Origin of the sequence: Pseudomonas sp. NBRC 111123 (assembly GCF_001320205.1) — a bacterium.
Lineage (GTDB): Bacteria > Pseudomonadota > Gammaproteobacteria > Pseudomonadales > Pseudomonadaceae > Aquipseudomonas > Aquipseudomonas putida_J.
The window spans coordinates 46,083-61,581 of the sequence record NZ_BCAZ01000004.1; the positions used below are offsets into that span (position 1 = coordinate 46,083).

Below are 15,499 nucleotides of genomic sequence, written 5' to 3' on the forward strand. Positions count from 1 at the left end.
GCCACTGTGATGAAATGCGATCCCTCGCTACTTCGCCCTGCCAAGCCCGCCGTGAAATCCCGCCTGATTCGTCAACTGCTGCTGCCGCCCCTGATCATCCTGCTGATGGTCGGCCTGGGCCTGGCCGGCTTCCTGATCAGCGAGAGCAACGGCATTCGTACGCTCAGCGAAAACGGCGAGCGCGCGCTCGAACTGCATGCGCGCACGGTCGAAAGCGAAATCAGCAAGTACACCTACCTGCCGAGCCTGCTGGAGCTGGAAGACAGCGTCTCGCAGCTGCTCACCGACCCTGATGGCGCCAACCGGCAAGCCGTCAACGAATACCTCGAGGGCCTGAACCGGCGCAGCCGTAGCCGGGCGATCTTCGTCCTCGACACCAACGGCCGGGTACAGGCCAGCAGCAATTGGCGCGATGCCGACTCGTTCCTCGGTGAGGACCTGTCGTTTCGTGCCTATTTCCAGAGTGCCGTGCGCGGCGAGCCGGGCCGGTTCTACGGCATCGGCAGCACCACCGGCGAGGCGGGCTACTACCTCGCCCACGGCCTTGAAGAGCACGGCAAGATCATCGGCGTGGCAGTGATCAAGGTGCGCCTGGACACCCTCGAAGAGCGCTGGCAGCGCGCCCGCCTGGAAGCCTTCGTCAGCGACGAGAATGGCATCATCATCCTTTCCAGCGACCCGGCGCGTCGCCTGAAATCAGTGCGCCCGCTGACCCCACAGATCAAAGAACGGCTGGCGCGCAGCCTGCAATACTACTGGTGGCCGCTGAACGAGTTGCAGCCGCTGGCGCGGGAAACCCTGGCCGATGGCGTGGAAAAACTAACCTTCCCGGCCAACGCCGAAACCGCCCAGGGCAAGCCCCACGAAGTGAGCTACCTGGCGCAGACCCGGCGCCTGGCCGACACGCCCTGGCATTTCACCCTGCTCACCCCGCTACAGGACCTGCGCCGCGAATCCATGGTGCAGGGCATCCTGGTCGGCGTAGCCTTTGCCCTGCTGACGATCCTCGGCATCGCCTGGAACGAGCGGCGCAAGGTCGTTGCCACGCGCCTGGCCGCCCGCGAAGCACTGGAAGAAGCCAACAGCCAGCTGGAACGGCGCATCGCCGACCGCACGGCCGACCTGCGCGCCAGCAACGAACGGCTCAAGGGCCAGATTCGTGAACGCCGGCATGCCGAGCAGACCTTGCGCCATGCCCAGGACGAACTGGTCCAGGCCGGCAAGCTGGCAGCGATCGGGCAGATGTCCACCAGCATCGCCCACGAGCTGAACCAGCCCCTGGCGGCACTGCGGACCTTGTCCGGCAACACCGTGCGCTTCCTCGAACGCGGTGCCCTGGATACCGCCAGCACCAACCTGCGTACCATGAACGACCTGATCGACCGCATGGGCCGCATCACCGCCAGCCTGCGCTCATTCGCCCGGCGTGGCGACGACAGCGGCCAGGCGTCGTTGGCCAAGGCCGTGGAGGCGTCCCTGCAGGTGCTGAGCAACCGTATTTCCGGCTGCCACCTGCAACTGCACAGCCAGTTCGAAGACCATCAACTGGCCATCGACCAGACCCGCCTGGAACAAATCCTGGTCAACCTGATCGGTAACGCGCTCGATGCCATGGCTACCCAACCGCTGCCCGAACTGTGGCTTGAAGGTGAGCTGTCGGGTGATAAATACCGCCTGCGGGTGCGCGACAACGGCCACGGCATCGACGCCGAAACCCGCAAGCACCTGTTCGAACCCTTCTTCACCACCAAACCGGGCGAACACGGCCTGGGCCTGGGGCTGACCCTGTCGGCAAGCCTTGCCGCCGCCGCCAAAGGCAGCCTGAACGTCGAGCACCCCGCCACAGGCGGCACGGCCTTCGTCCTCGCCCTCCCCCTGGTCACACCCCCCAGCGAATCGGCAGAGCAACCATGAACCAAGCGCCACTTACCGTTCTGATCGTCGAAGACGACCCGCATGTGCTGCTCGGCTGCCAGCAGGCGCTGGCCCTGGAAGACATCGCCTGCGAGGGGGTCGGCAGTGCCGAACAGGCCCTTGAGCGCATCGGCGATGATTTTGCCGGGATTGTCGTCAGCGATATCCGCCTGCCCGGCATCGATGGCCTGGAGCTGCTCAACCGCCTGAAGGCCCGAGACCGCAGCCTGCCGGTGGTGCTGATCACCGGCCACGGCGATATTGACATGGCAGTGGGTGCCATGCGCAATGGCGCTTACGACTTCATGGAAAAGCCCTTCTCTCCCGAGCGCCTGGTCGATGTGGTACGCCGTGCGCTGGAGCAACGTGGGCTGTCTCGCGAAGTGGTGGCCCTGCGCCGGCAGCTGGCCGAGCAGAGCAGCCTGGAAGGGCGCATCATCGGTCGCTCGCCAGCCATGGAACACCTGCGCGAGCTGATCGCCAACGTCGCCGATACCTCGGCCAACGTGCTGATCGAAGGTGAAACCGGCACCGGCAAGGAGCTGGTCGCCCGCTGCCTTCACGATTTCAGCCGACGCCAGGGCCAACCATTCGTGGCGCTGAACTGTGGTGGCCTGCCGGAAAACCTGTTCGAAAGCGAGATCTTCGGCCACGAGGCCAACGCCTTCACCGGTGCCGGCAAGCGCCGCATCGGCAAGATCGAACACGCCAACGGTGGCACGCTGTTCCTCGACGAAGTGGAAAGCATGCCGGTCAACCTGCAGATCAAGCTGCTGCGCGTGCTGCAGGAGCGCACCTTGGAGCGCCTGGGCTCGAACCAGAGCATCGCGGTGGATTGCCGGGTGATCGCAGCCACCAAATCAGACCTCGACGCACTCGGCCAGACCGGGCAGTTCCGCAGCGACCTGTATTACCGCCTGAACGTGGTGACCCTTGAGCTACCGCCTCTGCGTGAACGCCGCGAGGACATCCTGCAACTGTTCGAGCACTTCCTGCAGCAGTCGGCGCTGCGTTTCGACCGCGAGGCGCCGACGCTGGACAGCCAGACCTTGTCGCGCCTTATGGCCCACGACTGGCCTGGCAACGTGCGCGAGCTGCGTAATGTGGCCGAGCGTTATGCCTTGGGGTTGCCAGCGTTCAAGAAGGGGCCGAGCAGCGGTGCCAGCCAGGGGGTTGGATTTGCCGAGGCGGTTGAAGCGTTCGAGCGCAACCTGCTCAGCGATGCCCTGCAGCGGACCGGTGGCAACCTGAGCCAGGCCAGCCAAGAGTTGGGGATGGCCAAGACCACGCTGTTCGACAAGGTCAAGAAATATGGGCTCGGCTGATGGAGCAGCGTCGCCTGCTTCGCGGGTAAACCCGCTCCCACAGGGCTAGTGCCTTGCCTGCGGCTTGTACAGCACCTGTGGGAGCGGGTTTACCCGCGAAGCAGGCGACGCCGATTCAAAGCCCGGCGATATGGGTGACATCCTGCCGGTGCGATTGCAGGTAAGGCAGTACCGCCGCCAGCAAGGGCACCTTGAACGGCTCCTGGAAGCGGTGCGCCAACCCTGGGATCAAGCGCAACTGGCTCCCCTGGATATGCGCCGCCAGGTGCACGCCGTGCATCACCGGCAATAGCGGATCAGCCGTGCCATGCACCACCAGCGTCGGCATCCGCAACCCATTCAGCAACTGCACCCTGCTCGGCTCAGCCAGGATCGCCATGATCTGACGCTTCGCGCCATCAGGGTTGAACGCCCGGTCATACGCCACCGCCGCCTGCTGCAGGAGCACGGCCCGGTCATCGTGTACCTGCGGGCTGCCCAACGCCGCCAGCAGGTCAGCCTGCTGCTCGATGGCCACCTCGCGGTTTGGTGCACTGCGCCGCGCCAGCAACTGCACCAGCGCCGGGTCCGGCGCCGGCAGCCCTGCCGCGCCCGAGCTGGACATCACAAGTGTCAGGCTGCGAACCCGCTCAGGGGCCATGGCCGCCAGGTGCTGGGCGATCATCCCGCCCATGCTCACGCCCAGCACATGGAACTGGCGAATGCCTAGCGCATCCATCAGTTTCAGGCCATCGTTCGCCATGTCGGTCAGGGTATACGGCGCGGCGACAGGCAGGCCCAGCTTGTAGCGCAACAGCTCGACGGTGAGGTTGGCCGACGGCGGCAGCTGGTTCCAGCGTGACAGGCCGACATCGCGATTGTCATAGCGGATGACCCTGAAGCCCTGGCGGCACAACGCCTCGACGACGTCGTCCGGCCAGTGGATGAGTTGCCCGCCCAGGCCCATGACCAGCAGCAAGGCTGGGTCACGAGGCGTGCCGACGCTCTGATAGACCAGGCTCAGTTCACCGATTTCGGCACGTTGTACCGGCGCATGGGTGTCGCAGCGCGTATCGGCGAAGCTTGCCGAAGCGCCGAACACAAGAAAGAAAAACAGCAGAAAAGCCCGCATGAAAGAAACACCAGAATGCAGATCCCCAGTAGAACGCGAGTCTGATGAATTTAGTTCGGGCGCGCTGCCACAGTTCAGTGACAGTTTGATGAATGCAGCCGAGCGGTCAGTGTACTAGTTATCTACCCCACGCGGATTCAGGTTGATTTCTTTAATAGCGATGCCGCTAACCGCATTGCATCCTGGAAAATCCAATGACCGCTACTCTGCCCACCGTGATCCCCGCACCGCTCATTCCCGCACGTCACCTACCACTTACCCGCTCGACGCTTGAAGCCATGAACCGCTGCAAACACGCGCGAGAAACGTTCCATGAACTGCTCAGAGCTGCGCCAAGACGTGGCGTCACACACCAGCTGTGGACTGCCTATTGGCAAGGACGTGCCCCAGGCACCGGGTCAAGTCGCCAGCACCATGCCCGGGCCCAGTACGTGCAACATTTTGAAGCGGCAGCGCGTCTGTCACTGGCCGCCAACGAACTGACCGAAACACAGTTCCGCCCTGTCACAGCCGTGCTTGAAGACCCCGAATGGAAGAAGATCGATGGCAAGCAGGCGCTGATCGAATCACTCGCCGGCAGCCTTGGTGCCTTGGTCTTCAGCATCGAAGGCGAACAAGCCCAGGTGCTTTATCTGCCTGGGCGTGCAGCAGCCTTCAGCAGCCATGCAACGCGTATTGACCTTGAGCGTCATCTACCACCGACCACGGAAGCATTCCGCTATCGCCCGCTGGACGATGTGGCGGATGGCCTTGGCGTTCTACTCGATGACCTGCTCGAAGCTACGCTTAAGGAGCCTGAAGAAACGCTGGATTACCCGCAGGTATTCTTCACCGACACGACCTACCCGTTGCCGGAAACCAGAGATGCTCAAGCGCCGTCGTCACTGTTCGACATGGGCAGCCTGAGTCATGATATTTCGAACCTCGCAGGCTCTCGTCAGATCGACGCCCAGATGAAGTTGATAGAAGGCTTGAGCGATACCGACGCCAAGCAGCTGGAGCAGCTTGAAACTGACCTGCAAGTACAAGGCGAACACGCCTGGCACGCAATCGATGCACTGTTGCAGTCACCCCACTGGCACTCAGGTGCCGCCTCGCCTCCAATCAGCCCCACGTTGATTGACGCCCATCGCCAAAGCCTGCGGACTCATGCACAGGTTCAGCGGCTGTTGGGGCAGATTACTGCGGCGCAGTTGAACGCTATTGAGCGCATGCTGGACCAAGGCGAGAACTTTTCCGAAGCAGACAGCGATGTTGTCGCCGCCTATCCACTGCTAAAACAGAAAATCCATGTCGAATTCGCTGACGACGCAGGTGAACAATCACTGCGCCAAGTCCTGCTGATCACCGACCCTGCGACCTTGGCCGCTAGCGCCGACGGCCCGCTGCTGCTGTACTGGCCTGGTAGGCACGGCGGGCTGTTGCTCTGCGAAAACCGCCAGGCGCTTGCAACCTGTCTCGGTGCGACTGCTGAGCACCAGTCTGTCGAGCTCAGGCAAATCAAAGGTAATGTCCTTGCACAGGTGCTCAACGCCATGCTGACAGGCGTGCGCGCAGAAAAGCAGCAGATACAGAATGATCAAGGCCTGGATACTCTGGCCACTCAATTGCCACGCCTCAAGGAAGTGCTCGAGCAACGTCTGCAGATTCCTCGCCATGCTGCGCGTGAAGTGGCAATGAAACTGGTACAACAGCAGGATCAAGTGGTGAGCCTGGCCGCCGCAAGCTCGACCCGGTTGAGCAGACTGCCACTCGCTACTTGTCAGGCACTTAGCCGTATCGTCCCTGAATACATCGATGCAGTAAGGCAATCTGAAGCGCTGTTGCGTAAAGACCTGGCGGACTGCCATGCATTCTGCCGCCCCCTCATCAGGCAACGCCTGAAACAAGACTTCCCCGGGTACGACAACAGTTATATCGGCCTGAATGTGCCCCGCAGCGTCGACCTGGTGACGGACATCGTTACCGGGGGAACCCCAGGGACAGTGCCCCGGAAAGTCTACCGGCCCAGCAATGAACGAGAAACACTGAGCCTTGAAACGCTGCTGCTGGAAAACATCGACGAAACCATGGGCAGGCGGCTGAACCACTTGGAACTGCAACTGGCGACGAACGACACCTCACTGGCCGACATCATGACGGCTGGCATCACTCGACCTTACCTGGAGATGCTGGCCCAGGAGCTCGACCTTGCAAAGGCATACGAAGAACAGATCCTCAACGCTTATCAAGGCTTGGCGGACAGTCCCTTCGTTGCCGAATTCCGCCGCGACTGCCTGACTGCACCTTACGCATTGATGCTACGGATGCAGGGCCTGTTGCTTCATGGACAAGGCACGCTGAACGCGCAAGGCCTCGCGATCCTGGAGGTCGCGATAGCCGCAAGTTCCAGCACTGCCTATCGGGTTCAAGGGCACGACATTCAGCTACTTCCCGCGACTCTGACCGCCGGCGGACCGGATACCGAAGATCGCCCGGTTACCCTTTCAGGCATCACGTTCATCGAAGACCGTACTTCTGGAATCACACTGTTGTATCTGCCCGAACATCCGACCACCGCTCTCGCTCAATACCAAAGCCTGGAGGCAGCCAGGCTCAGCCTCTATGATCGAAGCAAACAGGAGGGTGAGATCAACTACCTCGCCGGCCGAGCATTGCTCGGCGACCCACTCGCGCATAGCAGCCGTATACGCCAAGCTCATGTACACGGGTTCTCGGGCATTATTGGCATTGGCAGCGCCTGGCCTGCGACCACCTCCCTTCCCGAGCATCTGCTAAAAGCGCAGATGGGTCGAGTGATCAGGGCTCACCGGGCCACGACACGCTCCAATGACGACGTGTGGCTGGAAAACTTCACCCATCAGAGCAGCATGATCTTTAGCTACCTGAAGATCGTGCTGGGCCTGGTGCCCTTTCTTGGTACGGCGATCGGGGTCTATGACCTTTTCGAATCCGCAGCCAGGGCGGTCAACGCCTTTACCCAGAACAAGATTATCGAAGGGCTCGAAGCCCTCAACGATGTCTTGCTGGCGGTCATCGACGCGGCGATGGATCTCGCGACTGGCGTGGGTGTCAATCTGCTCACCGTGCGTCAGCTGACGCGCCAGCGCCAGCTGCGTGCTCTTAGCAGGGCCACGCCGCAAAGCCTGCAAGTGGCTGCTCACCCTCATCAACGCGCCAGGCGTTTTGCCGGGTATGAATATCCTCAGGCAATCACTCTGGACGGTATCTCCGCTGGCACGCACGGGCGTTACCGAGGTGTTTACCGGCACGTCGAGGGCGATTTTGTGCTGATCGAACACCAGCCATATCAGGTCGAGTGGGATTCAACTGCTCATACCTGGCGCCTGAAGGGCTCTACAACCAAGACATGGAAGCGCGCCATAGCATTATCGCAGGATGGCCAATGGGACACTCACTTCAATCTCTATGGCGTTCACCTGCTGGGTGGCGGCGCAGGGGGTGGACAAATCATCGGGCGGCTGGCCGATCAACTTGAGCCTTACTGGCCAGCTGCAATTCGCGACCAACTGCCACGCTTCCTGGTCGATCAGCGCTATCGTCAGCAGCACCGGCTGTCCTCGAAGGCCATTGCAGATGAATCAGACTTGATCCGTTCGATAAACCGCAGTAACGCACTGGCGCAACGTTCAGCTCCTTCTTCTCAACTGGAAGCAAGTTTCCTTGACGACATCAGGCTGGCCAAGCAGAGCCATCAGTCCTGGGATGAACTTTTGAAGTTCAGTGCACGCAGAGATCAAATAACGCCGAAAAGGCAAAAAGCCCGTTCGGCCAAACTGATCTGCGAGCGCTTGCTCAACGTGATAGAACTGCGGGCAGTACGCGGAAGCGGCCGCCTAATAGAAATGGCGCAGGTGCGTGCAGCGACGTTGTCGATAGAGGACTTGGCCGACCAATTGCCTCTGTTGCAGCAATGGCGACACAAAGCCATTGCGCACCTTCAGGAGCGGGATCAGTTGTTCAAGCAAATGGATGAGCTCGACACCTGGATCCAAAGGGCCGAAGGCGACCCGCGGCTGCAGGCATCCTATGAGAGGTACCAGCAGCACCTGAACAAAGACTTCAAGGCATTCTACGACACCCTTCACCTGATACCGGCAGCCCTGCGCCATGACAATGCAACGGTGTTGGCCGAATACCTTCTAGAGCGACTGGGCGAGTTCGAAGAAAGCATTCACCGCATCCGTAATACGGTGACTGACCTGCGGGAGGTGCCGGTCAATGCCCAGCAAAGGCGGGCCATCTACGAGCAGGCACGTACCGCCCATGAGCAGTACAAGCGACGCCTGCAAAGCACCCATGCAAGTTTGCCGGCTCTTTTCGACGAAACCTACCTCCAGCGGCTTTACGACAATCTGGATGCGCTGATCTCGATATCGGACACGAAACTCAGGCGCTTGCCGCGGGATCGGATCGCTGGTGGGAGCTCGCGCAGTCCAAGATTGTTTCTCGACACAGAAGGCCATTGGCATGTCGGGGATTATCAGCCCGCAACTGCGACCCGGCCTGCGCAAATTGTCGTTCACAGGGATGACGGCACTGTGCTCGACCGCTTCTCGGCAGACGGTGAGCGCTGGCGCCAGATACCCGCTAACCGACGCGCACGGCCCCATGAACGGCAAGACCTCAAGCAAGTGGCCAACCAATCTTTGTCCAATCTACCCGCCTACCGCCAGCAGGTTCAGCGTTACCAGAGCCAAGGCATGTTGCCCGTGGACGTTGAACACATGATGACCATCAAGGCCGAGGACCTTGAGCGTTACGCCAACCGATTGCAGCAGTTACAACCTGCCGCTCCCGAGCCGGCACGCCTGCGCGCCGAGGCCCTCACGCTGCGCAACGAGGGCAGGACAATGCGCATCGAACAGGTCAAGCAAAGTGCTCAACCCAATGAGGCACAGCTGAGTTACCTGATAGAACAACAGCAGGTCGAATTACGCCGTGCTGGCAATCGGCAGAGGCTCAAGGAACGTGATTATCTGCAAGAGTACGAGGTGCTGGATGCCCGTGCCAACGGCACCCCCGTGTTGTGGTACATCCACTTTCACTACCGGGGCCTGGACACCCCCTTCGAGCAATTCAGCGCAGCGCACCTCAAACGTGCCGAGGACCGTTATCGCGGCCAGCAATGGCAACAGGGTCAACCTGAGCATGATGCGGTCTGGCGTGGACCCGTATCGCGCCAGATCGCCATCACGCACTTAGCCCGCCTTTAGCATCACACCTGGGCGGGGATTTCTCCGCCCAGGTGCCGCCGCACGCAAACCCTCATCGACAGCCATTCCAACTTGAGCCAAACTCAACGACAAATCCGCCATCTTCAATATTCCTCATGGGAAGTCGTTGTGCTCGAAATCCGTCACCTGAAAACCCTTCATGCCTTGCGCGAAGCTGACAGCCTGGTAGAGGCCGCCGAGCGCCTGCACCTGACCCAGTCGGCGCTGTCACACCAGTTCAAAGAGCTCGAAGAGCGCCTGGGGCTGCCACTGTTCGTGCGCAAGACAAAGCCAATCCGTTTCACCAGCGCCGGGCTGCGCCTGCTGCAGCTGGCCGATGCCACCCTACCGCTGCTGCGCGGCGCCGAACGCGACATTGCCCGGCTGGCTGGCGGCACCGCCGGGCGTCTGCATATGGCCATCGAATGCCACAGCTGCTTCCAATGGCTGATGCCAACCATCGACCAGTTCCGCGATGCCTGGCCGGAAGTGGAGCTGGACCTGGCTTCGGGCTTCGCTTTCGCCCCCTTGCCGGCGCTGGCCCGTGGCGACCTCGACCTGGTGGTGACCTCCGACCCGCTGGACCTGGCCGGTATCACCTATGTGCCGCTGTTCACCTACGAAGCCATGCTCGCCGTGGCCAACCAGCATCCGCTGGCCGGCAAGCCGTACATCGTGCCCCAGGACCTGCTCGACCAGACCCTGATCACCTACCCGGTGGAGCGGGACCGCCTGGACATCTTCACCCGTTTCCTGGAGCCGGCCGACATCGAGCCGGCCGCCGTGCGCACGTCAGAGCTGACCGTGATGATGATGCAGCTGGTCGCCAGCGGCCGCGGCGTCTGCGGCATGCCACACTGGGCACTGCACGAGTACAGCGCGCGCGGCTATGTGAAAGGCAAGCGACTGGGCGAAAAAGGCCTGTTCGCCACGCTGTATGCCGCCGTGCGAACCGACATGCTCGATGCGCCTTACATGCGTGACTTCCTGCTGACGGCCAAGGACACCTCGTTCGCCACCCTCGACGGCGTCAGCGCGGTACGCTGACGGCCTGGCGGTACAAAGGCAAGATCAGGTCGCGGGTCAGCGGCGCCAGCTCCAGCGTTACAGCCTGATCGGCGGCCAGCCACCGCACTTCTTCGATTTCCGCCGCCGGGGCTACGGCCTCGGCGCTGTCGACGCGGAACAGTTCGGCCTGCACCTGGAAGCCCGGCTCGTTAGCGGCCGGCGCGCTGAACTGGCCCAGGTGCACCGCCCGCTCCGGGTCAATCTGCAACCCCAGCTCTTCGTGCAGTTCACGCACCAGCGCCTGAACCGGCGACTCACCCGCATCGATCTTGCCACCCGGTTGCATGAAAGCCTGGGTGCCGCGCTTGCGCACCAGCAGAGTGCGGCCTTGCGGGTCGATCAGCAGGGCTGCGGCGATGCGGATGATGTTGGGCATGGGTGTGCTCGCTGGAAAATGGCACAGTCTACAGAAGATCAACGACGAACGGCCCCTTGCCAACCCGCCGTTCACCCGCCATAACCAACACATGAACCTGCCAGCCCACCAGCACCCGGTGCTCGAGCTGTTCCACCCGGCCGTCGGCACCTGGTTTTGCCGCCACTTTGCAACCGTCACCGACGCCCAGGCCCGTGCCTGGCCGCTGATCCATGCAGGGCAGTCGCTACTGCTCGCCGCGCCGACCGGTTCGGGGAAGACGTTGAGCGCCTTTCTCGCCGTGCTCGACGAACTGTTCCGCGAGGGCCTGGAGCATGACGGAGAACTGCCTGCACACACCCAGGTGGTCTATGTGTCGCCGCTCAAGGCGCTGTCCAATGACATCCGTCTGAACTTGCAGGCCCCGCTTGAAGGCATCAGCAAAGCCGTTGAAGACCAAGGCCTGAAAGCACCGCGTATCACCACTGCCGTGCGCACTGGCGATACCCCGCAGAAAGAGCGTGCGGCAATGCGCAAGCGGGCACCGCATATTCTGGTGACCACCCCCGAATCGCTGTACGTGCTGATGGGCTCGGCTTCCGGCCGCGAGGGCTTGGCCAGCGTGCACACGGTTATCGTCGACGAGATCCACGCCCTGGCCGGCAATAAGCGTGGCGCTCATCTGGCGCTGACCCTTGAGCGCTTGCAGGCCTTGTGCGGGCGGCCGCTGCGACGCATCGGCCTGTCCGCCACCCAACGTCCGGTGGAGCGCGTGGCGCAGTTCCTGGTCGGCCAGCAGCGCCCGTGCGCGATCATCGATGTTGGCCATGCGCGCCAGCGCGACCTCGCCATCGAAGTGCCCCCGGTGCCACTCGGCGCGGTCATGGCCACGGATGTCTGGGGGCTGGTCTACGACCGCCTCGCCGCCTTGGCCCGGGAGCATCGCACCACGCTGGTGTTCGTCAACACTCGACGCCTGGCCGAACGCATTACCCGCCATCTCAGTGACCGTCTGGGCAAGGAGGCAGTGGCCGCGCACCATGGCAGCCTGGCCAAGGAACTGCGCCTGGATGCCGAACAGCGCTTGAAAAGTGGCCAGTTGCAGGTGCTGGTGGCCACTGCTTCGCTGGAACTGGGCATCGACATCGGCGATGTCGAGCTCGTCTGCCAGATCGAATCGCCCGGCTCGATCGCCGCCTTCCTGCAACGTGTCGGGCGCTCCGGGCACCAGGTCGATGGCATCCCCAAGGGGCGACTGTTCGCGACTTCGCGAGACGACCTGATCGAATGCGTGGCCTTGCTCGACTGCATCCGCCTTGGTGAACTCGACGAACTGCACATCGCCAAGGCCCCCCTGGATGTACTGGCCCAGCAGATCGTTGCCGAAGCCAGCAACCAGGCCTGGCAAGAGCAGGCATTGTTCGACTGCCTGCGCCAGGCCACGCCTTATGCCGCCCTCGACCCTGAGCATTACCAGGCATTGCTGCGCATGCTCGCCGAAGGCTACAACGGCCGCCAGGGCGTGCGCAGCGCCTACTTGCATCGCGATGCGGTCAGCGGCACGTTGCGGGGGCGCCGGGGCAGCCAGCTGACCGCGCTGACCAGCGGCGGCACCATCCCCGAAACCGCCGACTATGCCGTGCTGCTCGAACCGCAGGCGCTCAACATCGGCAGCGTCAACGAAGACTTCGCCGTGGAGAGTATCGCTGGCGATATCTTCCAGCTGGGCAACGCGTCTTACCGCATTCTGCGGGTCGAGGCCGGCCGGGTGCGGGTCGAAGACGCTCAGGGCCTGCCGCCGACCATTCCGTTCTGGCTTGGCGAAGCACCAGGGCGCAGCGATGAACTGTCCGCGGCTGTCGCGCGCCTGCAGGCGCGCATCGACGAAAAGCTTGGGTTGAATGAGGGGAACCCTTCAGCAGTGCTGCCGTGGCTGCAGGACACGTTTGAATTGAGCGAAGCCAGCGCCAGCCAGTTACTCGATTACCTGGGCCGCACCCGCGAAGTGTTGGGCGCCCTGCCCTCACAGCAGACGTTGGTGATGGAGCGCTTCTTCGACGAGTCCGGCGGTACCCAGCTGATCATCCATTCGCCCTATGGCAGCCGCATCAACCGCGCCTGGGGCCTGGCACTGCGCAAGCGCTTCTGCCGCACTTTCAATTTCGAGTTGCAGGCTGCGGCCAGCGAAGATGCCATCGTGCTGTCACTGTCGACCAGCCACAGTTTCGAGCTGGATGAGGTCTGGCGCTACCTCAACAGCCGCAACGCCGAACAGATCCTCATCCAGGCCCTGCTCGATGCGCCGCTGTTCGGCGTGCGCTGGCGCTGGAACGCAGGCGTGGCCATGGCCCTGCCGCGTTTCATCGGCGGGCGCAAGGTGGCACCGCAGATCCAGCGCATGAAGAGCGAGGACCTGATTGCCGCCGTATTCCCTGACCAGATCGCCTGCCTGGAGAACATCGTCGGCGAACGGCAGGTCCCCGATCACCCGCTGGTCGAGCAAACGCTCGATGACTGCCTGCACGAGGCCATGGACAGCCAAGGTTGGCTGGCCCTGCTACGGCGTATGGAAAGCGGCCAGGTGCGCCTGTTGTGCTGCGATCTGCCAGCGCCTTCACCATTGGCCTCGGCCATCCTCAACGCCAGGCCATACGCGTTCCTCGATGACGCCCCCCTGGAAGAGCGGCGTACCCAGGCAGTGCTCAACCGGCGCTGGAACGAAGTAAACAGCGGCGATGACATGGGCGCTCTGGATGCCGATGCGATTGCCGCCGTACAGGCCGAAGCATGGCCGCAGCCGGGCAATGCCGATGAAATGCACGAGGCGCTGATGAGCCTGGGTGCCGTCAGCCATGATGAAGTCCAGGCCAACGCCAGCTGGGACCTGCTGCTGCGCCAGCTGGCAAAAGCTGGGCGTGCTCTGCGTTTTATAGATGAGAAACTCTGGCTGGCGCGCGAGCGCCTGAACCTGCTGCAAATGCTGTATCCCGCAGCGCGCCTGGAGCCGGCGTTGGGAGTACTGCCCGGCTTCGACCAACCCATCGACCCTGACAGCGCACTGAGTGAACTACTGCGCGCCCGCCTGAGCGGCCATGGCCCGTTGAGCGTGGCACAGATCGCCGCGCCACTGGGCAAACCTGCAGTGCAGGTCGAACAGGCGCTGGCCCGCCTGGAAGCCGAAGGTTATGTGTTGCGCGGCCACTTCAGCCCAGGGGCAGCAGACCTGCAATGGTGTGAACGTCACCTGCTGGCACGCATCCATCGCTACACGGTAAAACGCCTGCGCCGGGAAATCGAACCGGTCAGCCTGCAGGATTTCATGCGTTTTCTGTTCGACTGGCAGCACCTGGCCCCAGATGAGCGCCTGCGTGGCCCAGAGGCGGTAGCGCAAGTGCTGGGCCAATTGCAGGGTTTTCCCAGTGCCGCCGGCGCCTGGGAAGCGGAACTGCTGCCCGCACGCATCAAGGACTACAGCCCGCACTGGCTGGATGATGCCTGCCGCAGCGGGCAGTTTGCCTGGAGCCGGCTGGCAGCAACGGTAGCAAGCAATACCTTGTCGAGCACCCCCCTGGTGCTGTTGCCACGCGAGCACATGGGCCAGTGGCGCAGCCTCGCCCCCGAGCCAGCCCGGGAAGCCCTAGGCGGGCGAGCGCAACGCGTGCTTGAGGCACTGCAAACGCAGGGTGCATTGTTCTTCGACGAACTGACCGTCGAAGCACACTTGTTGCCTAGCGAGTTGGAGACGGCATTGCAGGAACTGGTCGGCGCCGGGCTGGTGGGCGCCGACAGTTTCGCCGGCCTGCGCAGCCTGATCACCCCGGCGGCGAAGCGCACACCGCGCAACAGCCGCCGCGGTCACCCGCCGCTGTCCAGCAGCATGGCCCCTGCCGGGCGCTGGGCGTTGCTGCGCAGGGGCAGCGCCAGCGTCGACCAGGGCCAGCGCACCGAGCACATCGCCCGCGCCCTGCTACGGCGCTATGGGGTGATCTGCTGGCGGCTGCTGGAACGGGAAAGCGATGTATTGCCGCCCTGGCGTGAACTGCTGCGCTGCTATCACCGACTGGAGGCCCGCGGCGAGATTCGTGGCGGGCGTTTCATTGCCGGGTTGGCAGGGGAGCAGTTCGCCTTGCCGGAGGCGGTCGGCTTGCTGAGGCAAGTGCGGCGGCGAGCCTTGGACCAGGTGCTGGTCGTGGTGAGCGCAAGCGACCCGCTGAACTTGATCGGGTCGCTGCTGCCCGGGGCAAAAGTGCCTGCCGTTGGTGGCAACCGGCTGCTGTACCGCGATGGCGTGCCCGTGGCGGTGCGCGTGGCTGGGCGATATAGCTATCTGGTGGAGGGTTCGGCGCGGGAGCAAGCGAGCTGGAAGGAGAGACTGCTGCGTTCGCCGACAGGCTTTTAGCGCCTGTGAAATCGAGCGCCGCCCGCGCGGCGCATCGCGGATGAATCCGCGCCTACCGTTTGTTGCAACGTGGCCATGCCTGTGAGGCCA

General features: G+C 62.9%; 7 protein-coding genes. 5 read left to right on the forward strand and 2 right to left on the reverse strand.

Going from position 1 to position 15,499, the window contains the following annotated elements:
- Window positions 1-9: 9 nt before the first annotated feature.
- Window positions 10-1,914, forward strand: a complete 1,905-nt coding sequence (locus APH27_RS03680; protein ID WP_060484010.1) for an ATP-binding protein — start codon at window positions 10-12, stop codon at window positions 1,912-1,914.
- Window positions 1,911-3,239, forward strand: coding sequence for a sigma-54 dependent transcriptional regulator (locus APH27_RS03685; RefSeq protein ID WP_027918988.1), 1,329 nt, complete (start codon window positions 1,911-1,913; stop codon window positions 3,237-3,239). Before APH27_RS03680 ends, APH27_RS03685 begins: the two co-directional genes overlap by 4 nt.
- A gap of 115 nt (window positions 3,240-3,354) precedes the next feature.
- Here the strand turns inward: APH27_RS03685 and APH27_RS03690 are convergent, their stop codons facing one another.
- Window positions 3,355-4,350: an alpha/beta fold hydrolase gene (locus APH27_RS03690; RefSeq protein WP_060484011.1), complete on the reverse strand. Its 996-nt coding sequence runs from the start codon at window positions 4,348-4,350 to the stop codon at window positions 3,355-3,357.
- A 194-nt stretch (window positions 4,351-4,544) separates the two neighbouring features.
- On the opposite strand from APH27_RS03690, the gene APH27_RS03695 reads away from it, so the two are divergent.
- Together APH27_RS03695 and metR are read left to right on the forward strand one after the other, a co-directional pair.
- Entirely contained in the window at window positions 4,545-9,587 is a 5,043-nt protein-coding gene (locus APH27_RS03695) for a dermonecrotic toxin domain-containing protein (protein WP_060484012.1), read from the forward strand.
- 129 nt (window positions 9,588-9,716) lie between these two features.
- Entirely contained in the window at window positions 9,717-10,634 is a 918-nt protein-coding gene (metR, locus tag APH27_RS03700) for a transcriptional regulator MetR (protein ID WP_027917851.1), read from the forward strand.
- On the opposite strand, the gene APH27_RS03705 is transcribed toward metR, so the two are convergent.
- Window positions 10,618-11,031 carry an NUDIX domain-containing protein gene (locus APH27_RS03705; RefSeq protein ID WP_027917852.1) on the reverse strand — a complete coding sequence of 138 codons (414 nt, stop codon included), beginning with the start codon at window positions 11,029-11,031 and terminating at the stop codon, window positions 10,618-10,620. The two genes, metR and APH27_RS03705, sit on opposite strands and share 17 nt — an antisense overlap.
- Window positions 11,032-11,122: 91 nt before the next feature.
- Between APH27_RS03705 and APH27_RS03710 the strand changes: the two genes are divergently transcribed.
- The gene (locus APH27_RS03710; RefSeq protein ID WP_060484078.1) at window positions 11,123-15,409 is read left to right on the forward strand and encodes a DEAD/DEAH box helicase; all 4,287 of its coding nucleotides are present in this window, start codon (window positions 11,123-11,125) and stop codon (window positions 15,407-15,409) included.
- The last annotated feature ends 90 nt before the right edge of the window (window positions 15,410-15,499 follow it).

What these genes read in the sequence shown, in the direction of transcription:
- APH27_RS03685 (WP_027918988.1), top strand. Translation starts at nt 1,911, where the DNA reads ATGAACCAAGCGCCACTTACCGTTCTGATCGTCGAAGACGACCCGCAT.
- APH27_RS03705 (WP_027917852.1), bottom strand. Translation starts at nt 11,031, where the DNA reads ATGCCCAACATCATCCGCATCGCCGCAGCCCTGCTGATCGACCCGCAA.
- APH27_RS03710 (WP_060484078.1), top strand. Translation starts at nt 11,123, where the DNA reads ATGAACCTGCCAGCCCACCAGCACCCGGTGCTCGAGCTGTTCCACCCG.
- APH27_RS03695 (WP_060484012.1), top strand. Translation starts at nt 4,545, where the DNA reads ATGACCGCTACTCTGCCCACCGTGATCCCCGCACCGCTCATTCCCGCA.
- APH27_RS03690 (WP_060484011.1), bottom strand. Translation starts at nt 4,350, where the DNA reads ATGCGGGCTTTTCTGCTGTTTTTCTTTCTTGTGTTCGGCGCTTCGGCA.
- APH27_RS03680 (WP_060484010.1), top strand. Translation starts at nt 10, where the DNA reads ATGAAATGCGATCCCTCGCTACTTCGCCCTGCCAAGCCCGCCGTGAAA.